The organism is Actinoplanes sp. TFC3 (genome assembly GCF_001553785.1).
GTDB lineage: Bacteria > Actinomycetota > Actinomycetes > Mycobacteriales > Micromonosporaceae > Actinoplanes.
This window is the reverse complement of record NZ_LOJP01000001.1, coordinates 4,959,484-4,982,014: the sequence shown is the minus strand read 5'-3', so window position 1 is coordinate 4,982,014 and position 22,531 is coordinate 4,959,484. Positions and strand designations below refer to the sequence as shown.

The 22,531-nt window shown below is 69.2% G+C and carries 25 protein-coding genes; 11 read left to right on the top strand and 14 right to left on the bottom strand.

Going from position 1 to position 22,531, the window contains the following annotated elements:
- Positions 1 to 60: 60 nt before the first annotated feature.
- From TFC3_RS22490 to TFC3_RS22475, 4 genes are all read right to left on the bottom strand, one after another.
- Positions 61 to 900, bottom strand: a complete 840-nt coding sequence (locus tag TFC3_RS22490) for a hypothetical protein (RefSeq protein ID WP_153040337.1) — start codon at positions 898 to 900, stop codon at positions 61 to 63.
- An 83-nt stretch (positions 901 to 983) separates the two neighbouring features.
- Positions 984 to 2,012 carry an ABC transporter substrate-binding protein gene (locus TFC3_RS22485; RefSeq protein WP_067503360.1) on the bottom strand — a complete coding sequence of 343 codons (1,029 nt, stop codon included), beginning with the start codon at positions 2,010 to 2,012 and terminating at the stop codon, positions 984 to 986.
- The gene (locus TFC3_RS22480; RefSeq protein WP_067503356.1) at positions 2,005 to 2,853 is read right to left on the bottom strand and encodes an ABC transporter permease; all 849 of its coding nucleotides are present in this window, start codon (positions 2,851 to 2,853) and stop codon (positions 2,005 to 2,007) included. Before TFC3_RS22480 ends, TFC3_RS22485 begins: the two co-directional genes overlap by 8 nt.
- Positions 2,843 to 3,643 (bottom strand): ABC transporter ATP-binding protein, encoded by an 801-nt coding sequence (locus TFC3_RS22475; protein ID WP_067503353.1) that lies wholly within the window; start codon positions 3,641 to 3,643, stop codon positions 2,843 to 2,845. Before TFC3_RS22475 ends, TFC3_RS22480 begins: the two co-directional genes overlap by 11 nt.
- Positions 3,644 to 3,797: 154 nt before the next feature.
- Between TFC3_RS22475 and TFC3_RS22470 the strand changes: the two genes are divergently transcribed.
- Both TFC3_RS22470 and TFC3_RS22465 read left to right on the top strand, forming a co-directional pair.
- Positions 3,798 to 5,369, top strand: coding sequence for an ATP-binding protein (locus tag TFC3_RS22470; protein ID WP_067503350.1), 1,572 nt, complete (start codon positions 3,798 to 3,800; stop codon positions 5,367 to 5,369).
- Positions 5,366 to 6,025 (top strand): response regulator, encoded by a 660-nt coding sequence (locus TFC3_RS22465; protein WP_067503348.1) that lies wholly within the window; start codon positions 5,366 to 5,368, stop codon positions 6,023 to 6,025. The genes TFC3_RS22470 and TFC3_RS22465 overlap by 4 nt, the downstream gene beginning before the upstream one ends.
- 9 nt (positions 6,026 to 6,034) lie before the next feature.
- Here TFC3_RS22465 and TFC3_RS22460 read toward each other — a convergent pair whose 3' ends face one another.
- Complete coding sequence (locus TFC3_RS22460; RefSeq protein WP_067503345.1) at positions 6,035 to 6,736, bottom strand: aspartate/glutamate racemase family protein; 702 nt, start codon at positions 6,734 to 6,736, stop codon at positions 6,035 to 6,037.
- A 76-nt stretch (positions 6,737 to 6,812) separates the two neighbouring features.
- The gene (locus TFC3_RS22455) at positions 6,813 to 7,601 is read right to left on the bottom strand and encodes an SGNH/GDSL hydrolase family protein (protein ID WP_067503342.1); all 789 of its coding nucleotides are present in this window, start codon (positions 7,599 to 7,601) and stop codon (positions 6,813 to 6,815) included.
- A gap of 163 nt (positions 7,602 to 7,764) precedes the next feature.
- Between TFC3_RS22455 and TFC3_RS22450 the strand changes: the two genes are divergently transcribed.
- On the top strand, positions 7,765 to 8,151 hold the full coding sequence (locus tag TFC3_RS22450) for a hypothetical protein (RefSeq protein ID WP_067503339.1): 387 nt from the start codon (positions 7,765 to 7,767) through the stop codon (positions 8,149 to 8,151).
- 67 nt (positions 8,152 to 8,218) lie between these two features.
- On the opposite strand, the gene TFC3_RS22445 is transcribed toward TFC3_RS22450, so the two are convergent.
- The 3 genes from TFC3_RS22445 to TFC3_RS22435 are packed head-to-tail and all read right to left on the bottom strand — an operon-like array spanning position 8,219 to position 10,361.
- Positions 8,219 to 8,962, bottom strand: a complete 744-nt coding sequence (locus tag TFC3_RS22445) for a ferredoxin reductase (protein WP_067503336.1) — start codon at positions 8,960 to 8,962, stop codon at positions 8,219 to 8,221.
- Positions 8,932 to 9,531, bottom strand: coding sequence for a sulfite oxidase-like oxidoreductase (locus TFC3_RS22440; RefSeq protein WP_067503332.1), 600 nt, complete (start codon positions 9,529 to 9,531; stop codon positions 8,932 to 8,934). The genes TFC3_RS22445 and TFC3_RS22440 overlap by 31 nt, the downstream gene beginning before the upstream one ends.
- 2 nt (positions 9,532 to 9,533) lie before the next feature.
- Entirely contained in the window at positions 9,534 to 10,361 is an 828-nt protein-coding gene (locus TFC3_RS22435) for a patatin-like phospholipase family protein (RefSeq protein ID WP_067503329.1), read from the bottom strand.
- A 149-nt stretch (positions 10,362 to 10,510) separates the two neighbouring features.
- On the opposite strand from TFC3_RS22435, the gene TFC3_RS22430 reads away from it, so the two are divergent.
- Complete coding sequence (locus TFC3_RS22430; protein WP_067503327.1) at positions 10,511 to 11,215, top strand: hypothetical protein; 705 nt, start codon at positions 10,511 to 10,513, stop codon at positions 11,213 to 11,215.
- A 77-nt stretch (positions 11,216 to 11,292) separates the two neighbouring features.
- Here TFC3_RS22430 and TFC3_RS22425 read toward each other — a convergent pair whose 3' ends face one another.
- Together TFC3_RS22425 and TFC3_RS22420 are read right to left on the bottom strand one after the other, a co-directional pair.
- A complete protein-coding gene (locus tag TFC3_RS22425) occupies positions 11,293 to 12,504 on the bottom strand; it encodes an IPT/TIG domain-containing protein (RefSeq protein WP_067503325.1) in 1,212 nt (403 codons plus the stop codon).
- A 149-nt stretch (positions 12,505 to 12,653) separates the two neighbouring features.
- Positions 12,654 to 13,850 (bottom strand): glycoside hydrolase family 26 protein, encoded by a 1,197-nt coding sequence (locus TFC3_RS22420; RefSeq protein ID WP_067503323.1) that lies wholly within the window; start codon positions 13,848 to 13,850, stop codon positions 12,654 to 12,656.
- Between the two features lie 85 nt (positions 13,851 to 13,935).
- On the opposite strand from TFC3_RS22420, the gene TFC3_RS22415 reads away from it, so the two are divergent.
- The 5 genes from TFC3_RS22415 to TFC3_RS22395 all read left to right on the top strand — a co-directional run bounded on the left by TFC3_RS22415 (position 13,936) and on the right by TFC3_RS22395 (position 18,594).
- A complete protein-coding gene (locus TFC3_RS22415; protein ID WP_369819637.1) occupies positions 13,936 to 14,367 on the top strand; it encodes a DUF1540 domain-containing protein in 432 nt (143 codons plus the stop codon).
- Positions 14,368 to 14,649: 282 nt separating this feature from the next.
- Positions 14,650 to 15,402, top strand: a complete 753-nt coding sequence (locus tag TFC3_RS22410) for an NUDIX domain-containing protein (RefSeq protein ID WP_236718252.1) — start codon at positions 14,650 to 14,652, stop codon at positions 15,400 to 15,402.
- Complete coding sequence (locus TFC3_RS22405; RefSeq protein WP_082772227.1) at positions 15,399 to 16,355, top strand: hypothetical protein; 957 nt, start codon at positions 15,399 to 15,401, stop codon at positions 16,353 to 16,355. Before TFC3_RS22410 ends, TFC3_RS22405 begins: the two co-directional genes overlap by 4 nt.
- A 20-nt stretch (positions 16,356 to 16,375) precedes the next feature.
- Positions 16,376 to 17,359 carry a hypothetical protein gene (locus tag TFC3_RS22400; RefSeq protein ID WP_082772226.1) on the top strand — a complete coding sequence of 328 codons (984 nt, stop codon included), beginning with the start codon at positions 16,376 to 16,378 and terminating at the stop codon, positions 17,357 to 17,359.
- Positions 17,356 to 18,594 carry an adenylosuccinate synthetase gene (locus TFC3_RS22395; RefSeq protein ID WP_067503311.1) on the top strand — a complete coding sequence of 413 codons (1,239 nt, stop codon included), beginning with the start codon at positions 17,356 to 17,358 and terminating at the stop codon, positions 18,592 to 18,594. The genes TFC3_RS22400 and TFC3_RS22395 overlap by 4 nt, the downstream gene beginning before the upstream one ends.
- A 106-nt stretch (positions 18,595 to 18,700) precedes the next feature.
- Here TFC3_RS22395 and TFC3_RS22390 read toward each other — a convergent pair whose 3' ends face one another.
- The 3 genes from TFC3_RS22390 to TFC3_RS22380 all read right to left on the bottom strand — a co-directional run bounded on the left by TFC3_RS22390 (position 18,701) and on the right by TFC3_RS22380 (position 21,012).
- The gene (locus tag TFC3_RS22390) at positions 18,701 to 19,123 is read right to left on the bottom strand and encodes a hypothetical protein (protein ID WP_067503308.1); all 423 of its coding nucleotides are present in this window, start codon (positions 19,121 to 19,123) and stop codon (positions 18,701 to 18,703) included.
- 277 nt (positions 19,124 to 19,400) lie between these two features.
- Complete coding sequence (locus TFC3_RS22385) at positions 19,401 to 20,543, bottom strand: DUF5925 domain-containing protein (RefSeq protein ID WP_067503305.1); 1,143 nt, start codon at positions 20,541 to 20,543, stop codon at positions 19,401 to 19,403.
- A 67-nt stretch (positions 20,544 to 20,610) separates the two neighbouring features.
- Complete coding sequence (locus TFC3_RS22380; RefSeq protein WP_067503303.1) at positions 20,611 to 21,012, bottom strand: GNAT family N-acetyltransferase; 402 nt, start codon at positions 21,010 to 21,012, stop codon at positions 20,611 to 20,613.
- A 50-nt stretch (positions 21,013 to 21,062) separates the two neighbouring features.
- On the opposite strand from TFC3_RS22380, the gene TFC3_RS22375 reads away from it, so the two are divergent.
- Positions 21,063 to 21,872: an alpha/beta fold hydrolase gene (locus TFC3_RS22375; protein ID WP_067503299.1), complete on the top strand. Its 810-nt coding sequence runs from the start codon at positions 21,063 to 21,065 to the stop codon at positions 21,870 to 21,872.
- Entirely contained in the window at positions 21,869 to 22,516 is a 648-nt protein-coding gene (locus TFC3_RS22370) for a 4'-phosphopantetheinyl transferase (protein WP_067503296.1), read from the top strand. The genes TFC3_RS22375 and TFC3_RS22370 overlap by 4 nt, the downstream gene beginning before the upstream one ends.
- The last annotated feature ends 15 nt before the right edge of the window (positions 22,517 to 22,531 follow it).

The window sequence follows — 22,531 nt, the reverse complement described above, 5'->3', positions numbered from 1 at the left end:
GGCGGCTGCCGTACTGAACGGAATCCGGCCCGGCCCACTCTCCGGGCCGGATCCACTGTCTCAGCTGACCGTGACGTGCACGTAGGCGTCGTCGGAGACCGTTCCGTCGGTGGTTACCGAGCGGGCCACCACCGTGTAGTCACCGGCCGCCGTCGGGGTCCAGGGCACGCTGGTCGCGTCACCGGAGAGTTCACGCACGGGTTCGTCGCCGATGACGATCTGGTACGACGCCACGCCGGCGGTCTGCGGCGCCAGCCAGAACGAGCCCGCGCACCCCGTGCTCCACGACCTTTGCGCCGAGCCGATCAGGGGTGCGTCGGAGATGACGTAGTCCGAGGATGCCGTCCCGAGCACCGTGTCACCGGCGTACGCGCGAACCGTGACGGTGACGTTCTTGGCCGTGAACACGATGTCGGCGGTGGCGATGCCGTCGACCGCCGGGACCACGACCTCGTCGGCGTCACCGAGGCGGTAGCCGAACGCGGTCACGTCGGCGTTGCGCAGCAGCGACAGGATCAGCTGGCTCGGCAGACCGAGGCCGCCCACGTACGCGCCGATGCCCGGCGTCAGGCCGGGCGCCGCCGGCGGAGCGGGTGTCCCGTCCGGAATCGGCGATGGGATGTCCGGCACGCCAACCGAACCGGGGCCATCACCGGCACCGCCCGGTCCCGGCAGGTCCGGGGCGGAGCCGGTGCCGGGAAGACCCGGTGTCCCGCACGCGGGATCGCCGGGCTGCGCAACCGGCCCGCCCGGCGGCGGTGGCGTCGCTGAGCCGGGCGGCATAGCTGGACCGGGCGGCACAGCCGGCACCGAAACCGGTGGTGGCGGCGTGGTCTCCCGGCCCGGTTCGCCGGCGGCTGCGGGCGACGCGAAACCCACCATCGCAGCGACGGCAACCACCGCCGTCAAACCTCTTCCGGCAATCACTGTCGATCCCCTCCCCGTGTGGATGCGGTCAAACTAGCGGGAGGGTATGACACTTTCTATGAGGCCGCCTTGGACACGTATTCCGTTGTGTAGGTCTTGCTCAGGTCCACCTGATCCTTCTTGCCCTTGACGTTGGGCGAGAACAGGCTGAGCACTTCCAGCACGTTCCTGGCTCCTTCTTCTTTCATGAGCCCGTCGCCGTTGAACATGCCGATGCTGTCGTGCACCGCCTTGACGTACAGCTGGGCGTTGCCGGCGGCGTACTCGGGGGGCATCTTCGCGGCGATCTCCTCGGGGGTGTGGCTGTCGATCCAGCGCAGCGTCTTCACCAGGGCGTTGGCCAGCTTCTGCACCGCCGCCTTGTGTTCCTCGACCCAGCCGCAATCCATGTACAGCGAGCTGGCCGGGTAGAGGCCACCGAGCGCTGCTTGTGTGCCCTGCTCCGTACGCATATCCAGCAGTACTTTGCCCTTGCCCGAACTCACCAGTTGAGCCGCGGTCGGGTCGGTGGTCATGCCCGCGTCAATACCGCCGTTGTCGATCGCGGCGATGAAAGTCTGACCCGCGCCCGCTTTCACCGTGGTGTAGTCACCGCTCTGCAGCCCCGATTTCGTGGCCAGGTACTGGGTGAGGAAGTCCGTTGACGAGCCGGGGCTGGTGACGCCGAGCTTCTTGCCCTTGAAGTCCGCCGGGCTGGCGATGGACGACCCGGTCTTGACGATCTCGACCTCGCCGGGCACGTCGGAGAACTGTACGACGCTCTGGATGCACTTGCCCTTGGTCTGCAGGTCGATGGTGTGGTCGTAGAAGCCGACCACGCCCTGCACATCCCCGGCGATCAGCACGTTCTCGGCGGTGGCCCCGGACGGCTCGGTCAGCAGCTGGACGTCGAGTCCCTCGGCCTGGAAACCGCCGAGCTGCTCGGTGAGCTTGGCCGGCAGGTAGATCACCTTGTCGATGCCGCCGACCATGATCTTGATTTCAGGGAGGTCGCCGCCGCCCGACTTGGCCTCGTCGGGGCTGGTGCCGCGGCAGCCGGTCAGGGCCAGCGCGGTGCAGCAGAGCAGGGCCAGGACCTTACGCATTCTCGGCTCCTTCGTGCAGGGCCGGCGGGCGCCAGCGCAACAAGCGGTTCTCCAACAGCGTCAGCAGATACTCGGCGAGTAACGCCAGCACCGTGGTGATGATCATTCCGGCGTAGATGCCGGCTGCGTCGAACGTGCCCTGGGCGTTGGCGATCAGCAGCCCGAGGCCCTTGTCCGCGCCGGCGTACTCACCGACGACCGCACCGATCAACGCAAAGCCGAACGCGGCGTGCAGGGACGCGAAAATCCACGACGTCGCGCTGGGCACCACGATGGAGGTCAGCACCTGGGTCCGCGAGGCGCCGAGGATCCGGGCGTTGTTCACCAGGTTCCGATCGACCTCGCGGGCGCCTTGGAAGGCATTGAAGAAGACCGCGAAGAAGACGAGTACGACCGCAGTGGCCACCTTCGAGGTGAGCCCGAGCCCGAACCAGATGACGAACAGTGAGGCCAGCACGATGCGCGGGACCGCGTTCGCCGCCTTGATGAACGGCGCTGCCACGTCCGCCGCGAAACGCGCCCGGCCCAGCAGGATGCCCAGCACCACACCGGCGATCGCACCGATGATGAACCCGAACACCGCCTCCTGCAATGTGGTGACGATCTGCGTCCACACCGATCCGAACGCGGTGCCCGCAGTGAACCAGTCCACCAGCCGGTCCCAGATCAGCGAGGGCTTGGAGTAGAAGAACGGATCGATCCAGTGCGTCGCGGTCAGTTCCCAGCTACCCAGCCACACCAGCACCACGGCCAGGCGCACGGTCCACAGTTTCCACGGGGTGCGCCGGTTCGTACGGGAAACGATGTTCTCCGCCGGAGGCGCCAAGGTCTCAGCTTGCACGGCTCATCGCCTCCGATCGGGCGCGAGCCACTTCCTCGCGCAGGCTCTGCCAGATCTCCCGGTACGTCTCCACGAACGCCGGCGTCAGCCGGATCTCCTCCACATCGCGCGGCCGGGGCAGTGGCACGTCGAAGATCGCTTTGACCGTGGCCGGGCTGGAGGTCATCACCACCACCCGGTCGGCCAGCGCGATGGCCTCCTCGAGGTCGTGGGTCACGAAGATGACGGCGGCGCCGGTGCCCTGCCACAGCCGCAGCAGCTCGTCCTGCATCAGCGCGCGGGTCTGCACGTCCAGCGCGCTGAACGGCTCGTCCATCAGCATGATCCGCGGCTCGTTGACCAGGGTCTGGGCCAGCGCGACCCGCTTGCGCATGCCGCCGGAAAGCTGGTGCGGGTAGTACTTGGCGAACGCCGCGAGTCCCACTCGCTCGACCCACACCATCGCCTTCTCGCGGGCCTGCTGGCGCTTCAGGCCCCGGTAGCGCGGTCCGGCGGCAACGTTGTCGACGACCGAGCGCCACGGCAGCACCGCGTCGGCCTGGAACATGTAGCCCACGCCGTCCGGAATACCGCGCACCGGCTCGCCGTTGACGTCCACCTCGCCGCTGGACGGCGGTTCCAGCCCGGAGACCAGCGACAACGTGGTGGACTTGCCGCAGCCGGTGGGTCCGACGACGGCCACGAACTCCCCGGCGTCGACGGTGAAGGTAAGGTCGCGCACGGCGGTGTGCGGCGCACCGCCGGTGCCGGGGAACCGTTTGGTGGCGTTGCGCAAAGCGATCACGCTCATGCGGCGCTCCCATCGTGTTGCATGGATGTTTCCTCCGCGCCGACGCTAGGGTTTTGCGCTGGGCCTGCGAACCCTTCGCCGCGTTGTGCCAGCAAGCCGCGTTGCCCGCGTATTGCGCGTTTTGCTCGCGCGGTTGCGGCGGTAGCGTCGAGCCATGGTGCGCCGGCGTTTCTCCTTCGCCAAGCAGGCCCTGGCGTTGCCGGCCGGCGTGCTGCTGCTCGTCGTGGGGGTCGGGTTCGCCCTGGTCGCCCGCTGGTTCGACGGTGAGCTCACCGACCAGTACGCCACCCGCGCGCTGGCCGTCGCCCACACCGTCGCGGCCGACCCGGCCATCGCCGGAGCCGCCGCCGTGGACGATCCCGGGCATGCGTTGCCGGCCCGCGCCGAGGCTGCCCGTGCGGCCAGCGGCGCCCTGTTCGTTGTGATCACCAACCGCCGCGGGATCCGCCTGGCCCACCCCAACCCGCAACGGCTCTACGAGCCGGTCAGCACCGATCCGTCCGAGGTGCTCAACGGCCACGACACCATGAACGTCGAACGCGGCACGCTGGGGCTCTCGGCGCGCGGCAAAACCCCGCTGCGCGATGGGCAAGGCCGCATCGTCGGTGAGGTCAGCGTCGGTTTCGAGGCCGGCAAGATTCGCGGGTACGTCCTCAGCCAACTCGCGATCGCCGCGCTGCTGGCCGGTGGTGCTCTCGCCCTGGGCCTGGGCGGCTCGGCGTTGCTCACCCGCCGGCTCAAACGGCTGACCCTCGGCCTGGAACCCCACGAACTCGCCGACCTGGTCCGCGAGCGCGAAGCCGTGCTGCACGGCATTTCCGAGGGCGTGCTGGCCGTCGACGCGGTGGGACGGGTGTCGGTCTGCAACGACGAAGCCGCCCGGTTGCTCGCCGTACAACCGGAAACCGGCGATCCCGTGGCGAAGCTGAACCTGCCGCCAGCGTTACTGACCGCGATGGCCGGCGAGAACCCGGCCGACAACCTCATCACCGTGGCGGGCGATCGAGTCCTGGTCGCCACCTACCGCGACGTACGCCGCGACGGGCGCGACCTCGGTGGCGTGCTCACCTTGCGTGACCGCACCGACCTGGAAAACATCACCCGGGAACTGGACTCCGTACGAACCCTGAGCACCGCCCTGCGCGCCCAGCGCCACGAGTTCGCCAACCGCCTGCACGTGCTGTCCGGCCTGCTGCAGAACGGGCACCGCAGCGAGGCACTGGAATTCCTGCACGCGGTTTCCGACCCGGTGCCCCTGGCCGATGCGGCAGTTGACGACCCCTACCTGCAGGCGTTCGTGGCCGCGAAAACGGCCGAGGCGGCGGAGAAGGATGTCCGGCTGACGCTGGCCGACACGAGCTGGGTTGGCGCGCGGGTGACCGCACCGGTGGAGGTGACAACGGTGCTCGGGATCCTGGTGGACAACGCGCTGGAGGCGGCCCGGCTTGGAGCGCGTCGTCCGGCCCGGGTGGACCTGGCGCTGCTGGAGGACGGCGATGTCCTGCACATCTCCGTGGTTGATTCCGGGGCCGGCGTACCGGAAACGCTGGGAGAGAGGATCTTCACGGCCGGGGTGTCGACCCGCGACGGGGATGGGCGCGGGCTTGGGCTGGCGCTGGCCCGGCAGGCAGCCCGTCGGCTCGGCGGGGATGTGCGGCTGGCCCGGGCGTCGGGGGACGGGCACGGCGCGGTCCTGGAAGCGAAACTGCCGGGAGCCCTGGCATGATCCGGGTGCTGGTGGTCGAGGATGATTTCCGGGTCGCGGACGTGCACGTCGGGTTCACCCGCCGGATCGACGGCTTCGAGGTGGCCGGGACGGCTCGCACGGCCGCGCAGGCCCGCTCCATGCTCGCCACGACCGCTGTCGACCTGGTGCTGCTCGACACGTTCCTGCCCGACGAATCGGGACTCGACCTGCTGTCCGGCCTGGGTGCCGACGCGATCATGTTGACCGCCGCGTGTGATGCGGCGACCGTGCGGACGGCGTACGCGCGAGGGGCCTTGAACTTTCTCGTCAAGCCGTTCACCGCCGAGCAGCTTGGCGAACGGCTGGTGGCGTACCGGCATTACCGTGCCGTGCTGTCCGGCGACCGGACGCTGAGCCAGGACGAGATCGACCGGTGCTGGCGGCTGCTGCACGAAGGCGATCGCCCGGCCGCGCCGAAGGGCCAGTCGGCGGTCACCGTACGCCTGGTCAGCGACGCCCTGCGGCAGTCACCCGGCCCGCGCACGGCGGCTGAGGTGGCCGACGAGCTGGGCATCTCGCGGGCGACCGCGCAGCGCTACCTCGCCGCGCTGGCTCGCGACGGGGCCGCGGAGATGCGGCTGCGCTACGGGGCAACCGGCCGCCCCGAGCATCGCTACCGCTGGTTGAGCCAGTGACCCGGCCCCTCAGCTGCCCGGGGCTTGCAGAGCGTGTTCCACGGCCGCCTCCACGTGCAGGCGTGACGTCGCGAACACCGGGACCGGGCTGTCGGCCTGGGCGATGAGCAGCTCGATCTCGGTGCACCCGAGGATGACGCCCTGCGCGCCGCGCTGCACGAGCCGGTCGATCACCGACCGATAGGTGCGGCGGGAGTCCTCGCGGATGTCGCCGAGGCAGAGCTCGTCGTAGATGATGCGGTGCACCTCCGCCCGGTCGTCGGCGTCGGGAACGAGCACCTCGAGGCCGTGGCTGGTCAGCCGGTCGCGGTAGAAATCCTGTTCCATGGTGAAGGCGGTGCCGAGCAGGCCGATGGTGGTGACCCCGGCCCGGGTGACCGCCTCTGCGGTGGCGTCGGCCAGGTGCAGCAGGGGAATGTCGATGGCGGCCTGGATCTGATCGGCGACCTTGTGCATGGTGTTGGTGCACAGCAGCAGCAAATCGGCGCCGCCGGCCCGCACCTGCACCGCGGCCTCGGCGAGCAGCCGTCCGGCCTCGTCCCACTGGCCGGTGTGCTGCAGCTTCTCGATGTCGGCGAAGTCCACCGAGTGCAGGACCACCCGCGCGGAGTGCAGGCCGCCGAGCCGGGTTCGGACAAGTTCGTTGGCGACGCGGTAGTAGTAGGCGCTGGACTCCCAGCTCATGCCGCCGAGCATCCCGATAGTGAGCACGTAGTGCAGTAAACCCGGTCCCCCGCCGGGGCAGCCGGGCCGGGGCCGGCCCGGGTGCGCTGCGGCGAACGGAGGATCAGCCGGCGGCCGAGCCGGAGAACGCCGGGAGGTAGCCCAGCCGGTAACCGCTGGCGTTGGGGTGGAAGGAATTCGTCGGTGGCAGCGCGGTCAAACCGTTGAGCCACGGGCTGGAACCGCAGACGCCGTGACCGGCGAAGTCATCGGCGACGTCGGACCAGAGGAAACCGGCCGCCTGGGCATGCGACTTGATGGCAGCGTTGAACTGGCGGGCACCCTCGTTGAGCGATTTGCGCTTGGCGATGCTCATACCCGCAAACCCGCACGATGCCGCCGTCTCGTCGAACAGCACGGGATAGCCCAGCACCACGACCCGGGCGTTCGGCGCTCTGCTGCGGATCGCCTGGAAGGTGGCGTCGAACTTGGCCGGCATCTCGTCGCGCAGGTAGTGCAGGGACTCGTTGACCTTGGCGGCACAGCCGCCGTCGGTGACCAGGGTGCAGGTGATCACGGTCGGTGCGAAGCCGACGTCGTTGCCGCCGATCGTCACGGAGATCAGATCGGTGCCCGCGCTGAGCGCGGAGAGCTGGAAGGCTCGCAGGTCGTCGGTGGTGGCGCCGCTGCAGGCGACCGAGCGGTACGAGGCCGGGTCGTTGGCTGCGGCCCACAGCCCGGGGTACGCGTTGGGGCTGCGCAGACAGGTTCCGGTCTGCCCCGGGGCGCCGACGCCCGAGGAGTACGAGTCGCCGAGCGCGACGTAGTCCCCGGTTGACGCCGCCGCGGCGCGCGCCGGTGCGGGCAGGATGACGATGAGCAGGGCGGCAATGACGGTTACGCGTTTGTACATCGAATGGCCTCCGGATCCACGGTGGGACGGGGGCCGGAGCGCTCCGGTGACCGAAGGGCAATCCGGCAACACCGTGTAACGAAAGTGTTACCCACCTGGTGGTCACATGGCCGGCACAGAGGATCTTCAGCGAGCGCTCAGCCAACCGCGTTAGCGTCGGGGTATGGAAGAGCAACGAGCCGCCCGCGTCGTCGCCGCCCTGCGCGAGCGCAACGTGTTCGCGCACGTCAAGCTGCCACATGCGGGCATCACCCAGTACGGCATCCGGGTCGTGCTCAGCGACGGGCGCGAGGCGATCTGGGACAACGACGGCACCGCCGGGCTCGAGGCGCAGATCATGCGCAACGGCGTCCTGGTGGGGTTCGTACCGTCCATCGCGGGCTCGGAGAACTTCGGCGACAACCAGATCATCGAGGCCATCGCGGCCGCCGACTACAACCAGCCGATCGGGCGCTCACAGCCCTCGCGCCCGCGCACCGGCCCCGTGCCGGCACCCCCACCCCGCCCGGTGGGCCTGACCGACCGCCTGCGCCGCGCCTTCCGCGACTGAGGCCCGCGCAGCGTTCGAAGTGACTGCGGCGTTGGAAAGGACTGCGGCGTTTGTGGCGCGGGCCGGGTCAGCCGCCGAAGCGTTCGGTGCGGATGGTCTTCGGGTCGTGGCCCAGCGCCACCAGGATGTTCGCCGCCGCCTCGACGAACGGGGTGGGGCCGCACACGAACACGTCCGGGGCGAAGTCCGGCGGCCAGCCATAGGTGTTGAGGGTGGCCACGCCGATGCGGCCCGGGGGCACGGGCCAGCCGTCCGGCGCCGCGCGGGTGTAGACAAAGTGGACATCCAGTCCGGGATCGTCACGCACCTGCCGCTTGAGCTCGTCGGCGAAGAGTACGTCGCCGGGTGTGCGTACCGAATAAATCAAGCGAAACGGCTGCCGGCCCCGCACGTCCGCACGCGCTCGGATCATCGCCATGAGCGGCACCACGCCGGACCCACCGGCCACCAGCAGAACCGGCTCCGGGGTGTTGCGCCAGACGAACCAACCACCGATCGGCCCCCGGACCTCGATCTGCTGACCGCTTTGCAGGATGTCATCCAGGTACGACGAGACCTCGCCGTCCTCGATGCGCTGCACGGTCAGCTCGACCCGGCCGCCCGCCACCCACGCCGAGGCGATCGAATAGCTGCGCTGCGCCTGATAGCCGTCCGGCGCGGTCAGGCGCACGTCGAGGTGCTGACCCGGCAGGTGCCCGGGCCAATCGGGGATGTCGAGGACCAGGGTGCGGGCGGTTGGGGTCTCCCAGCGGCCCTCGGCCACTGTGGCCACCTGCCAGCTCAATCTCCTTGGTATCGCTGCTCGCGCCATGGGTCTCCGTAGAGGTGATAGCCGGCTTCCTCCCAGAAGCCCGGCTCGTCCTGCGCCAGCATCTGGATGCCGTTCACCCACTTGGCCGACTTCCAGAAGTACAGGTGCGGCACCACCAGCCGGGCCGGGCCGCCGTGCTCGGGGTGCAGCGGCTCACCGTCGAACGTGTGCGCCACCCAGGCCCGTCCGTCGAGCAGGTCCTGCAGGGGCACATTGGTGGTGTACCCGCCGTACCCCTGAATCATGGTGAAGTCTGACGTTAACTCGACGTTGTCGAACAAGGTGTCCAGCGAGACGCCGCGCCAGGTGGTGCCGAGCTTCGACCACTTGGTGACACAGTGGATGTCGACCGTGAAATCTTCCTGGGGAAGGGCGTTGAATTCCTTCCAGTTCCACGAGGTGCGGTTGCCGATCTCGTCGGTGATGGTCAAGCTCCACCGATCCAGCGGGATGCGCGGCGTGGGCCCGGCGGACAGCACCGGGAAATCATGAGTCAGATACTGACCGGGCGGCAGCTCGGGACGTGACGACCGGCGCCGGCTGCCGAACCCGGTGTTGATGATGCTCATGGTCAGCAGTAAACCACTTCCACGCGGCGTTGCTCCCCGGCCGCTTGAGCCCGGCCCGCCTCGGCCGCCAGGGCCCGCCGGTCCGGGTTGAGCGGGTTGCGCCCGATCGCGGTGAGCGCGGCATCGCTCGGGCTGATCACCACGCTGCGGGCGGTCAACCGGCGTGCCTGCTCGGCCGGCTTGTCGCTGCGCCGCACAGCCGCGGTGCCCGGCGCGATGACCACCACCCGGTCGTACCCGGCGGCCAGATCGACGTTGGCCACCGAGCGCACGCCGCCGTCCACGTAGCGCCGCCCGCCCACAGTCATCGGCGGCCACACCAGCGGTACGGCACAGCTGGCCGCCACGGCATCGATGAGCGAGACCCCGCTGTCGCGATCGAAGACCACGACGGCCCCGGTTTCCGCGTCCACCGCCGGAACCTTGAGCAAGGTTTCGGGCCACCCGTCCCCCTTGACCCGGGCGGCGATGGCCCGGCGGCGTTCGGACTCGGGGACGGTCCTGGCCTTCAGCGCGGCCCGGCCCAGCCAGGCGCGGCCCCTGGCCCGGTCACCCGGCCACAACCCGGCGATGGCGAACCCGCCGAGCACTCGGGTGCCGACTGTGGCGTTGCGATCGCCGGTGGTGTCGGACAGCTCGTGGGCGTACAACTCGCCGATCGGGGTGCCGCCGGTCAGTTGCGCGGCCACCACCGACCCGGCCGAGGTGCCGACGAACAGGTCGGCGGTGCTGAGGTCGATGCCCCGCTCGGCCAGCCCGTACAGAATTCCCATCGTCCAGGCGACACCGGTGACGCCACCCCCGCCGAGCACAACCGCACGTTTTTGCATGAGCCTGTTAATAGCCACTCCCGCGTACGGCTATTCCTTCGGCGTTCTGCCCCGATATGTCGCCTGCTTTGCGACGATGGTCGTTCGGGGCCGAGCGCCCGCGAATCGCGGGCGGCGACCCAGCCGAGACCTGCGAAGGAATGAAGCGCATGCGCGAAGAACAGCCGGAGAACGCCGAGCTGACCCGCCGCACCCGCCGCCGCAAGCAAGCCCTTGCCGGGGTAGCGGGATTGGCAGTGCTGGGGGCGGGCGCCTACGCGGTGACCTCCCGGGTTGCCGATGACAACCAGACCGAGACCCGGGAAACCGCGGCTCTGGCGCCGGCGGTTGTCTCGTCCCCCCCATCGCAGGAGCCGACGGCATCGCCGGAGTCATCGGTTTCGGTCAAGCCGTCCGCCACGCCCAATGCGGCTCCGACGACGTCACCGGCGCCGCGCACCGACAAACAGCGGATCAAGGCGGCGCAATCGGCGCGAGCCCACGCCACTAATGCGGTACGCCCGCCGCTGCCCCCGGCAGTCGGTGCCGACCCGGCCGCGGCCTCGGACATTACGGTGGCGGTAAACGGCTCGGCCCGCGACAAGATCGAGGTGTACTCGGCCCGTGCCGACCTGACCGGTCAGAAGCAGCTCAGGTGGGTCACCGATGACAACGAGCAGGTTGGCGACGCACGGTGCACGTCGAAGATCCGGTTGAGCGCCAATGTTGAGCCCACGGAGCGTCCGACGCTGCTCATCTGCTGGCGCACCAGCGCCGGGAAGAGCGTTTACACCGTCGCAGTCAGGACCGGCGGACGCCCGTCCAAGGACGAGAGCGTGGCGGCCATCGACAAGGAGTGGAAGCGGCTGGGGTAGCAACTCGGCGGTGAGCACGAAGCGGCCCGGAGCTGGTGCTCCGGGCCGCAAGCTTTGTTCTGCTGGTGCTGGACCGCTTAGAACGGGGCGACAGTGAAGGTCGAACCGCTCGAAACGATGCTCTTCTGGTAGTTGGCGTCCGCGTTCGTGCCAGCCGGCTGGACGTCGACACCACCGTTGGAGACAACGGTGAGGGTGTACGTGCCCTCGGCGACGGCAGCGGTCGGGCTCTGCACCGCGCCGGCGGCGTCGAGGGCACCGGCCGCAAGGTTCAGCGTGCAGATGAGCTCGCCATCGCTGACCACGAGCACGCCCGTGCACTCGGCCACCGGGCCGTTGGTCTTGTTGCCGCTGCTGTCCGCGGGGTTGTAGGCACCGTCGACCAGGTAGACCTTCGACTTGGTGGCACCGGCGGTGAAGTCGTAGCCCAGGAACCCGGTGCCAGTGACGTCGACGTCAACGGCCGTCGCGGTGGCCGGCGCGAAGTTCGGCGAGGCCGAGATGCCGTTCTGGAAGGCGTAGTAGTTCGTCTTGTTGACCGTGCCGCCGGGCGTGTTGACGGTCAGCGAGAAGTTGGTCCCCGCGCTGTGCGCCGGCGTGGTGGCCGTGAAGTAGGTGCCGTCAGAGGCGACCGAGATACCGGTGAGCGCGGTGCCGCCCAGCGAGGCGGTGAGGCCCGTGGTGGGGAAGTTCGTACCCGTGACGGTGATGGTCTGCCCGCCCAGGGACGGACCGGACACCGGGTTGACGGCGGTCACCGTCGGCGCGGCCGCGATGGTGTAGGCCGCGTTGGAGACCAGGGTGCTCGTGCCGGTGGTCGTGCCGGTGTACACGCAGACGTTGTACTTCGCGGTCGTCTGCGTCACCGGAGGCGTCGCGGAGTTGGTCGCCAGGGCCACGGAAGCCGGCACGGTGATGGCCAGCTTGCTGGTCGACAGCTTCTTCACGTTCCCGGCCGGAACAGCCAGGATGCCGGCGGTCTGTACCGGCGGGTTGGCGGTGCTGACAGCGACCGCGGCGGGTGCAGCGTAGGTCGCCGAGCACGCCGCAGCGGCGCCGGTGCCGACGTACTGGAACTCCACGCCGGGCGTCGTCATGGTGAAGGCGGCGGTAGTGGTGACGGCCGTCAGCGTGTTGGTGCCGGCGCTGGGGCCGCTGGCCGCGCTGAGCGTCATGGCAACCGCAGCGTTGGCGGGGCTGGCTGCGGCCACGACGACAGCGGTCGCCACGGTGCCGGCGATTCCGGCGCGGACGAGGCGCGACCGGAGGTTGGACTGGGACTTACTCATGCGAGGTCCTCCTACGGTCATCAGTGACCGCGTCGGTTGGGTTGGTGGGCCCGCGCTTGAGAAGCGTTCGCCGGGCCGTCTCGCAAGGGAGCGTAACTTGCAGTATGCGATGGATTGCCCAGAGTGATGAAGTTCAGTGGAATTGCACCCTAGGCGTGGAACAGAGCCTTGTAGCGTGCGGCCGAGGCCGGGTTCTGCTGGCAGCCCTCGTCGGTGCGGAACAGGCTTGACTGGACCCCGTTGGAGTTGCAGTCGGAGAAGTACGCCTCGTACGCCAGATAGCGTGCATGGGCGGTGAACCAGGCGTGCATCCAGGTCACGAAGGCCGGGTTCTCCTTGCCGGCGTCACCGGTGGGCACCACACCCCATTCGCCGACCGAGAAGAGCTTGCCGTGGTCGCGGGCGAACGTGTAGAGCCAGGTGAGGCCCTCGGGGGCTGTGGCCGTACCGTCGAAAGCGGCCTTTGAATCGGACCAGGGGTAGTGGTCGTAGTTGTCGATGCCGATGATGTCGACGAAGTTGTCGCCCGGATAGCAGTTTGTGCTCACGCCGCCGCAGACGCCGCCGGGGGTGTCGTGGGCGTTGATGGTCCAGTCGAAGATGACGGCCGGGTTGGTGGCGCGGATGCTGTCGGCGGCGTGGCGGTAGCACTTGATCCAGGTCTGGGTGTCGTCCGCGCGCCACGACGAGGTGGTCTCGTTGAACTCCCAGCCCAGGCGCACGATCGAATCACCGCGGTAATGGCTGGTCATGAGCGTGCCGAAGGCCTGGAAATCGCGGTCGTGCTCGCCGTTGGCGCAGGCGGCCAGGTCCGCGCTCGCGCCGCCGGGCACCAGCCCCTGCGAGACCACTAGCACCCCGTCGAAGTCCATGAACAGCTCGAATGTCCAGCTCGTGCCGCTGGTCATGCTCTCCCACGAGGTGCGGTCGGTGTAGGTCTGCGCCACCTTGCAGGCCCGTCCGCGCGCGGTGCAGAAGCTCTCCACTGACGCGGTGTTCAGGACGGGGTCGCCGTTGACGCCCGACAGGCCGTTGGTGCCGGGCCAGGTGCCGTTCGTACGGGGCAGGGCCAGCATTTTGCTGGCTGAGCGGACGTCCGGGGTGGGGGCCGTGGCCGTGGCTTTCGAGGTGGGCGTGCTCGGGGGTGCCGGCGTGGACGAGGTGACGGTGGGTTCTTTGTCCTCGTCGGTGGTGACGATGCCCGCGAGGACCCCGAACAGCACGATCAGTACGGCGAAGACGATCAGCAGGGCGGGGCGCTTGGCTCGTTCGCGCCAGGGCTGTTCGTCGTTCCGCCCGCTCTGGGCCTTCGGGTCGTTCTGAGCCTTCGGGTCGTTCTGGGCCATCCGGTTCATCCCCGCGCTCGCCGGTCGATTTGTCCAGTATGCCAGGATGCCGGGGGCGCGCGGGGAACTGCGGAAATGGTGAGGGTTGGCTTACCTCAAGGGCGGTAATTGTTGCCTAACCTATTTCCTGCATTTATTGAAAGGTCTTACCGTGCCGTTGTGCGCGGCCCACGATAATGGTTTATGGTCGGTCCGGACAACGGTTGCGGGACAGGGAGGCAACGCCATGACTCAGATGATGGAAATGCCGCGCGTGCAGACCTGCACGGTCAGTGGCTGCGGATACAACCACGGCGGCTGCACCGCCTTCGCGATCACGATCGGGCGCTCCAGTTCGGAATGCGACACGTTCATCGAGACCGGCGACCGCGGTGGAATGGGTCAGGCCTTGGCTCAGGTCGGCGCCTGCAAGCGTTCCGAGTGCGTGCACAACAGCGAGCTCGAATGCCGCGCGCCGGCCATTACGGTGGGGGCGGCCGAGGACCGGGCCGACTGCCTGACTTTCGAGGCGCGTTAACGGCTGTCAAGTAAGGCTTGCCTTGGGCCGTCACCCGCGATGGGGTGGCGGCCTTTTCGGGTGGTCAACGAGATGCCCGGAGCAATCCCGGCGGTGGGTTGCCCTGGTCCGGGTTGCTTTTGTCCGGACCTGCTCTCGTCGTGGCTGGTCATCCGGGGTTGCGGTCGTCCGGGCTGCGCCCGTCCGGGTGGTTCACATCCGAGGTTGTGCTCAGGGTGAGTATGAGCTACGTTGTTCTCAGGTTGAGTTTTACTCAACGCGAGAACAATGATGGAGGTCGCGGTGACCGAGGAGCAGGAGTTCCTGGAGAGCTACAACCCGGGGGAGTATGCGCCGGTTGCGGTCACCGTGGATGTTGTGGCGCTGACGATCCGCGAGGGCCGGTTGCATGTGCTGCTGGTCGAGCGTGGGGGACACCCGTTCGCTGGGTGGCGGGCGCTGCCCGGGGGCTTCGTGCAGGACGAGTCGCTGGATGCGGCCGCGTTGCGGGAGCTGGCCGAGGAGACCGGGCTGCGACCCGGCGAGGGGGTGCTGGATCGCGTTCATGTGGAGCAGCTGCGGACGTACGGAAATCCCGGTCGTGACCCCCGGATGCGCGTGATCTCGGTCGCCTACCTTGCCTTCGCACCCAGCCTGCCGGACCCGCGCGCCGGAAGCGACGCGGCCGGGGCGTTCTGGGTGCCCGTCGAGGCAGCGGGGGAGCTCGCCTTCGACCACGCCGCGATCCTGGCCGACGGGTTGGACCGCGCCCGCTCGAAGCTGGAGTACACGCCGCTGGCCACCGCGTTCGTGGAGTCGGAGTTCACCATCGCCGACCTGCGAGCGGTATACGCGGCGGTGTGGGGGGAGGAGCTGCACGCGGGCAACTTCCACCGCAAGGTGCTCTCGGTGCCCGGGTTCGTGGAGAGCACCGGGGAAATTGCAGTCCGAGGCGGTGAGCGTGGCGGGCCCAAACCCAAGCTGTACCGGGCCGGCGACGCGCGGCTGCTGCACCCCGCGCTGTTGCGGCCGGCCCGCGAGGACGACGTCCGATGATGACGTTCGAGGAAGCGGTCGAGGCCATTGCGCACGCCCGGACCATTGACGACCTGGGGTCCGATGCGCAGCGGACGTACCGGATGCTCATCAAGATCGTGCACCCGGATGTGGCACCCGCGGGTCGCGGCGCGGCCGCAACGCAGGCTGCCGCTCGCCTGTCGGCGTTGCTGTCGCCGGATCCGGAATTCGTCACCCGAAAGGCGAGATACCGGCTCGGCGAGGTGCTGGCGTCGGGCGACATCGGCGACGTGATCGCGCTCGACGACGACAAGGTTCTCAAGTTTCCTGGCGATCCCGGCGACAACGACCTCATGCGTTCCGAAGCCACAGCACTGGAAACGCTGGAACGCGACGGGGATCCGCGGCACCGGGCCTACGCTCCCCGGCTCATCGAGACGTTCACGCATGAGGACGAGGACGGAACGCGGCGCACCGCCAACGTGCTGCAACGCCTCGACGGCTTCGTTTCCCTGGCCGGGCTTGAGCATCGCCTCGATCCGCGCGACGTGGCGTGGATGTGGCGGCGGCTGCTCACCGGGCTCGGCTGGGCACACCGCACCGGCCTCGTGCACGGCGCGGTGCTGCCTGAACATGTGCTGATCCACCCCGGCGACCACGGCGTCGTGCTCGTCGACTGGTGCTACAGCGTTCCCGAGGGCGGCATCGTTGCGGCCATCGTGACGCGCCACCGCGACGCCTATCCCCGGGAAATCCTGACCAAGCAGCCGGCCACCGCCGCCACCGACATCTTCATGGCGACCGGGCTGATGCTGCGGCTCATCGACAACCCACCCGAGCCGATGCGGCGCTTCGCCGCCGGCTGCCGCTTCGACGCGCCGCGCATGCGCCCGCAGGACGCGTGGCAGTTGCTTGCCGAGCTCGACGAGCTTCTCTTCGACCTGTACGGCCCCCGCCGGTTCCGCCCGTTCGCGCTGCCGGCCACCCGCTAGTTGTTCTAAGGAGAACCACCATGGGAAGCGGACGCTGGTCCACCGATGTCTACTCCGCCGCCGCGAGCTACCGCGCCGCGACCGGAACGAGCGCCTTCGCCTACAGCGACAGCGGCGCCCGCAAACCGCACAAGGCCCTCGACCCGCACGGCGTGGGCACCCGGGAGAGCCGCGACAGCGCCGAACACCCGTCCAGCACGCCGATTTCGGTGCTGTTCGACGTCACCGGCTCGATGCGCAGCGTCCCGCGGGTGCTGCAGACCAAGCTGCCGCAACTGCTGGGCCTGCTGACCCGCAAGGGCTACGCCACCGACCCGCACATCATGTTCGGCGCGATCGGCGACGCCACCTGCGACCGGGTGCCGCTGCAGGTCGGGCAGTTCGAGTCGGACAACCGGATGGACGAGGACCTGGCCCGCATCGTGCTGGAGGGCGGTGGCGGCGGACAGCGCACCGAATCGTACGAGCTGGCCATGTACTTCATGGCCCGGCACACCAGCTTGGACAGCCTGAGCAAGCGGGGCCGGCGCGGCTACCTGTTCATCATCGGCGACGAGATGCCCTACGGGCAGGTCAAGCCCAAGGAAGTCAAGCGCATCATCGGCGACGACCTGCGCGAGCCGATCGCGGTCGAAGCCATGGTGTCCGAGCTGCAGCGAAGCTACGACACGTACTACATCCTGCCCGGCGCGGCCAGCTACGGCGGTGACAAGCAGATCCTCGGCTACTGGCGGCGGCTGCTCGGCCAGCAGGTCATCGAGCTGGACGACCTCGACGCGGTGTGCGAGACCATCGCGCTCACCGTCGGGCTCGGCGAGGAAGCGATCGACCTGACCGAGGGCCTGGCCGACCTGGCCGATGTCGGATCGGCGGCCGGGGACGCGGTGGGCAAGGCGCTGGCGCCGCTTGGGGCTACGCGCGGGACCGTGGTGCGCTCGCCCATCGCCTCGGCGCTCTCCCGCTTCGGCCGGGCCGCCCGCGGCGCCGGGAACGAGCGGCTGTGAACACCGATCACGTCGCCGTAGTCGACCTCGGCTACGGCGACGCCGGCAAGGGAACGGTCGTGGACGCGTTGTGCGGCACCGGCCCGGTGCGTGCGGTCCTGCGCTTCAACGGGGGAGCGCAAGCCGCCCACAACGTGGTCACCCCCGAGGGTCGGCACCACACCTTCGCCCAGTTCGGGTCGGGCACGTTCCACGGCGTTCCCACACACCTGACCCGGTTCGTCGTGGTCGACCCGCTGGCCCTGGCGGCCGAGGCGGCGTCGCTGGGAAACCCGTTCCACCTGCTCACCGTCGACGCCGACGCGCTGCTGGTCACGCCGTGGCACAAGGCGGCCAACCAGGTGCGCGAGCGGCGGCGCGGCGAGGCCAGGCACGGTTCGTGCGGCATGGGAATCGGGCAGACCATGGAGTACGCCCTCGGCCACCCCGACGCCCCGCGTGCCGGATCCCCGGATCTGCGGGCTCGCCTGGCTGCGGTACGGGACCGGCTGACCTGTCGGTACGGTCCGCTCGACGCTCCACCGCTGGACGATGTGGTGGAGGCGTTCCGCGGTTTCCAAGCCGCCGTGACCGTGGTGGACAGCGGGTACACCGATCGGCTGCTGCGCTCGGGGCGGTGCGTCTTCGAAGGTGCCCAGGGCGTGCTGCTGGACGAGTGGCGAGGCTGGCACCCGTACACGACCTGGTCGACGACGACGTTCGACAACGTGGCCGCTCTGTGCGATTCGTTCACGCGGCTGGGGGTGGTGCGCACGTACACGACCAGGCACGGGGCCGGGCCGTTCGTCACGCAGGCGCCGCTGGACCTGCCGGAAGCTCACAACGGCGTGGGGGAGTGGCAGGGCGCGTTCCGGGTCGGGCACTTCGACGCGGTCGCCCACCGGTACGCGGTCGAGGTGGCCGGGGGCGTGGATGCGCTGGCGATCACCCATCTGGATGCGCCGGGGCGGTGCCCGTCGCTGCGGGTCTGCAGCGCTTACGAGGTGGACGGGGCCCGGGTGGATCGGATCGTTCCCGGCCGTTTCCGGGATCTGGAGCATCAGGCGGCGGCGACGGAGATGCTGGGGCGGGCGCGGCCCTTGGCGATGTACCGGCCGGAGTCGTTCGCTGGGGAGATCGGAAAGCTGCTGGGAGCGCCGGTTGAGGTTGAGTCCTGGGGGCCGGGCCGCGAGGACAAACGGTTCGCCGGGAGCCTGTTCGGTGCGGTTCGCCGGGAACCGGCCGTCTCGCCCTGATCGCGTCTGCGCCGCCCTGACCGCGCGCCTGGCTGCTTCTGCCGAAGGGCCGCGGCGGCTCGGCCCGCCGGAGCCCGCTATCCCCTGCGAATCCTCGGGGAGCTGATCACCGGGGCGGGCCGGGCGCAGCCCCGGAGGTCACCGCCTGCAGCCCGGTGCGACCGCCGACCGCGAGGACGCCCTGCGCACTGTGCAGCTCGAACCGACCCGGGTCTCCGGTGGGCACGAGGTGCCAGATCTGTGAACGCTTACCCGGAACGCATTTCTCCAGCTTCAGCGGCCTGCCCGGTGTGACGCAGTCACCGTCGCCGAGGTTCTCGTTCCAGAAGGGGGCGGTGATGACGACCCGGTTGCGGTCCGGCACCAGGGCCGGCTGCAGGGACATCACGGTCGAGGAGTTCCTGGACGTACCGGTGAAATCGGCGCTCCCGTTGTCGCTGACCTGCAGGTAGCGGGGCTGATCGTCGTCGGTGAGGTCGATGAGCACGGCGTCGCCGAGGGTGATGCCGGCCCGATCGAGCTGCGACACGTCCGACAGCGTTCCGGGGTTTCCCGGCGAGCTTTCAGCGCTGGAAACGGTGGGAGCGTCGGAAACGCTAGGAGCGGCGGAAACGGCGGGACCGGCAGCGGTGGGAATGGTCTGGGAAAGCGGAGGGACTGGCGCCGGATTGGCGGAGCTGCAACCGGTCAGCAGGACCAGGACGACACAGCAGGCGAGACGCATGGGGGCTCCAGCGAGCGAGGAGAGGCGGGATCTATCCCCTCACACGCGCCGCCACCTGCGCTGATTGCAGCCGGGAAACTTCTCAGAGGTACATGCCGGTGGGCGGCGTGACGCTTGGAACGGTTACCGGCTGATGTCCCGTTCTCAGCGCGTACAGCTCGGCCAGGGTCGCGCCGTCCGGTCCGATGCCGGTGGGGGTGCCGAGCCAGGCGACTGCTTCGCCGTACGGCAAACGCCCGACCTCGATGCTGGCCAGGCACCTCCCCGGCCGGACCACGGCGGGGTGCAGTGACGCCAGATCCTCGTTCGTGGTGATCGCGATCAGCGCGTTGCGGCCCTGGCCGAGCAGGCCGTCGGTGAGGTTGAGCAGCCGGGAGAGCGACTGCCCGGCGCTGGCCTTGGCCTCGCCGCTGATCAGCTCGTCGCAGTCCTCCAGCATCAGCAGCCGCCAGCGCGGTTCGTCGTCGTCGCCGCTGCCCAGCGCGACGCTCATCAGGTACGCCGGGTCGCTGAACAGCCGTTCCGGGTCGAGCACGCAGTCCACCTGGCACCACGAACGCCACTGCTGGGCCAGCGCCCGCAAGGCCGTGGTCTTTCCCGTGCCCGGTTCTCCGTGCAGCAGCAGGAGCCGCCCGGTAACCGCGGGACCGTCGAGGGCCATCAGCCGTTCCAGCGTCTGCGCAACCGGCTCGGCATAGTTGCCGCGAATCTTGTCCCAGGGCGCGGCGTCGATCTCGCGCTGCGCGCGGCGTGGTCCGTGCGCTCCGAAGTGCCAGAAGCCGATGGGAACGCTGTCCGCCGCCGGTTCCGGTTCCTCCACGGCGTTGTCGGTCGCTTTCGCCAGCACCGTTTCGGCCAGCTCGGCGCTCACCGCCGTCACCGTGATCCGCGCCCGGCGGCTCTGCTTCCAGCGCGTGACGTGCAGCGTGAAACCCTCGCCCACCGACAGCCGTCCCTGGCTGTCCTCCTCGAGGGCATCGCGCACCACCCGGGCGCCGTCCACGCTCAGCGGAGCATCGGCTCGTACGTTCTCCAAGTAGTTGGTCCGGCCGAACGACTCGCGTCCGGTGACGAAGGCGTCGAGCGCGAGCAGGTCGACCACGTCCACCAGCCGGTCGCCGTCATCGACGGAACCGGACAGCGGCAGCGACAGCGGTGCCGAAGCGACCGCCGGCTCCGCGGGGCGGCTGCCGACCCGGTCGACTGACTGATGGGGCGTACGCATTACCCCATGATCGGACGAAAACCGGTCTGCGGCACCCGGTTTTCAATTGTGATGGTCCGAACGAGACTCACAGGGCCAGCAGTCCCGCGGCGGTGGGCCGGAACCCGCATGCGCCGAGGTAGAACGCGGACAGCTCCGGCACGAAGTCGACGTGCAGCCACTCGCACCCGGCCGTCCGCGCTGCGTCGGCGGCCACCTTGACCAGGGCCGTTCCCACTCCGTTCCCTTGGAACGCGCGGGAAACCACCGTGTCGACCAGGAACGCGTGCCGGCCACCGTCCCAGGGCACGTTCACGAACCCGATCAACGCCTGCCCGGCAAAGGCACACACCCATCCAAGGCTGTGATTCTGTACGCGCACATCCCAGTCCTCGGGCACCGCACCGATACCGAACGCCGCCGCGTGCAGGGCGGTCAGGGCGCTGGAGTCGAAGGGCGCGCGCCACTCGTACCGAAAAGTCACGCCCATCACTGTAGGCAGGGTCCTCGTCGGCCGCGGGGCGCCGGTAGGGTTCGGGCATGCCCTCGATCTCCGCCAGCGGCGTTACCCTGAGCTACGAGGAGTCCGGCCGGGGCGCGCCTGTCGTGCTCGTGCCCGGCACCGGTTCGCGCGGCCGCACCTGGCGGTTGCACCAGGTCCCGGCGCTGGTCGCGGCCGGCTATCGGGCGATCACCGTGGATCCGCGCGGCGCCGGCGACAGCGGTCCGGCCAAGCCGGGGCTCACGCTCGGCGATCTGGCGGCCGACACTGCGGCCATCATCGAGCAGGTTGTGGGTGGTCCAGCCGCCGTCGTCGGCACCTCCATGGGGGCCATGACCGGTCAAGAGCTTGCGCTGGTACGTCCAGAGCTGCTCACCCGCGCCGTGCTGATGGCTTCGCGGGCCCGCCCCGACCCCCTGTCCCGGGCGCTGGCCGAGGCCGACCGCATCCTCGCCGACACCGGGATCACCCTTCCCCCGCAATACGAGGCGGTCGTACGGGCAATGCAGAATCTTTCGCCGCGCACCCTGGAAGATCCCCAGCCGGCCCAGGACTGGCTGGACATCCTGGAGCTGTCCCCGGCCGGAGCTCTCGACGAGGGTGCCCGAGCGCAGCTCGACGCGCGTCTGACCGAGGACCGCCGGGCCGCGTACCGGCAAATTGCCACCCCGACCCTGGTTCTGTCCTTTGCTGACGACCTGATCGCGCCTGCTGTAAGAGGACGCGAATTGGCGGCAGCCATTCCCGGCGCGCAATACACCGAAATTGAGGCGGCCGGCCACTACGGCTATCTGGAACAACCCGAAGCGGTGAACGAGGCGCTGCTGCGCTTCTTGGGAGAGTCATGATCGACCGCATTTTGCCTGCCACGGTCCGAGCCCACCACTCCCAAACCGACACAGGCGAAGAAACGCTGTTCCCCGGTGAACCGGCCCTGATAGCCAAGGCTGTCCCCAAGCGCCGCGGCGAATTCACCACAGTCCGCTGGTGCGCCCGGAGAGCCATGCAGGATCTGGGAATCCCCCCGGCTCCCATCCTCACTGGCGAACGCGGAGCCCCCATCTGGCCTTCCGGCATCGTCGGCAGCATGACCCACTGCCCCGGCTACCGAGCTGCGGCCCTGGCCAGGGCCGGCGAGGTGGGGGGCATCGGTATCGACGCAGAGGTACACGGGCCGCTTCCGGACGGGGTGCTCGACCTGGTGGCGCTGCCCTCGGAGAAGCAGCACCTTTCGGCGTTGGGTTCGCAGTGGCCGGAGACGTGGTGGGGGCGTTTGCTGTTCAGCGCCAAGGAGTCGGTGTACAAGGTGTGGTTTCCCCGTACCAAGGAATGGCTCGGCTTTGAGGAGGCGGAACTGACTTTTGCGCCTGAGTCGGGGGTGGCGGGGAGTTTTTCGGCTCGGCTGTTGCGGGAGGGGCCTTTTTCTACGCTGTCGGGCCGGTTTCTGGTGGAGGACGGAATTGTTCTGACGGCTATTGTGCTGCCGCGGTAAGGGGGGGTTGCGGGT

Bases quoted from the DNA above. Each gene is read 5' to 3' on its own strand.
- TFC3_RS22400 (WP_082772226.1), top strand. From the start codon at position 16,376: ATGGGAAGCGGACGCTGGTCCACCGATGTCTACTCCGCCGCCGCGAGC.
- TFC3_RS22430 (WP_067503327.1), top strand. From the start codon at position 10,511: ATGCGCGAAGAACAGCCGGAGAACGCCGAGCTGACCCGCCGCACCCGC.
- TFC3_RS22440 (WP_067503332.1), bottom strand. From the start codon at position 9,531: ATGAGCATCATCAACACCGGGTTCGGCAGCCGGCGCCGGTCGTCACGT.
- TFC3_RS22475 (WP_067503353.1), bottom strand. From the start codon at position 3,643: ATGAGCGTGATCGCTTTGCGCAACGCCACCAAACGGTTCCCCGGCACC.
- TFC3_RS22450 (WP_067503339.1), top strand. From the start codon at position 7,765: ATGGAAGAGCAACGAGCCGCCCGCGTCGTCGCCGCCCTGCGCGAGCGC.
- TFC3_RS22465 (WP_067503348.1), top strand. From the start codon at position 5,366: ATGATCCGGGTGCTGGTGGTCGAGGATGATTTCCGGGTCGCGGACGTG.
- TFC3_RS22375 (WP_067503299.1), top strand. From the start codon at position 21,063: ATGCCCTCGATCTCCGCCAGCGGCGTTACCCTGAGCTACGAGGAGTCC.
- TFC3_RS22470 (WP_067503350.1), top strand. From the start codon at position 3,798: ATGGTGCGCCGGCGTTTCTCCTTCGCCAAGCAGGCCCTGGCGTTGCCG.
- TFC3_RS22370 (WP_067503296.1), top strand. From the start codon at position 21,869: ATGATCGACCGCATTTTGCCTGCCACGGTCCGAGCCCACCACTCCCAA.
- TFC3_RS22455 (WP_067503342.1), bottom strand. From the start codon at position 7,601: ATGTACAAACGCGTAACCGTCATTGCCGCCCTGCTCATCGTCATCCTG.
- TFC3_RS22385 (WP_067503305.1), bottom strand. From the start codon at position 20,543: ATGCGTACGCCCCATCAGTCAGTCGACCGGGTCGGCAGCCGCCCCGCG.
- TFC3_RS22420 (WP_067503323.1), bottom strand. From the start codon at position 13,850: ATGGCCCAGAACGACCCGAAGGCTCAGAACGACCCGAAGGCCCAGAGC.
- TFC3_RS22405 (WP_082772227.1), top strand. From the start codon at position 15,399: ATGATGACGTTCGAGGAAGCGGTCGAGGCCATTGCGCACGCCCGGACC.
- TFC3_RS22445 (WP_067503336.1), bottom strand. From the start codon at position 8,962: ATGGCGCGAGCAGCGATACCAAGGAGATTGAGCTGGCAGGTGGCCACA.
- TFC3_RS22425 (WP_067503325.1), bottom strand. From the start codon at position 12,504: ATGAGTAAGTCCCAGTCCAACCTCCGGTCGCGCCTCGTCCGCGCCGGA.
- TFC3_RS22380 (WP_067503303.1), bottom strand. From the start codon at position 21,012: ATGGGCGTGACTTTTCGGTACGAGTGGCGCGCGCCCTTCGACTCCAGC.
- TFC3_RS22435 (WP_067503329.1), bottom strand. From the start codon at position 10,361: ATGCAAAAACGTGCGGTTGTGCTCGGCGGGGGTGGCGTCACCGGTGTC.
- TFC3_RS22485 (WP_067503360.1), bottom strand. From the start codon at position 2,012: ATGCGTAAGGTCCTGGCCCTGCTCTGCTGCACCGCGCTGGCCCTGACC.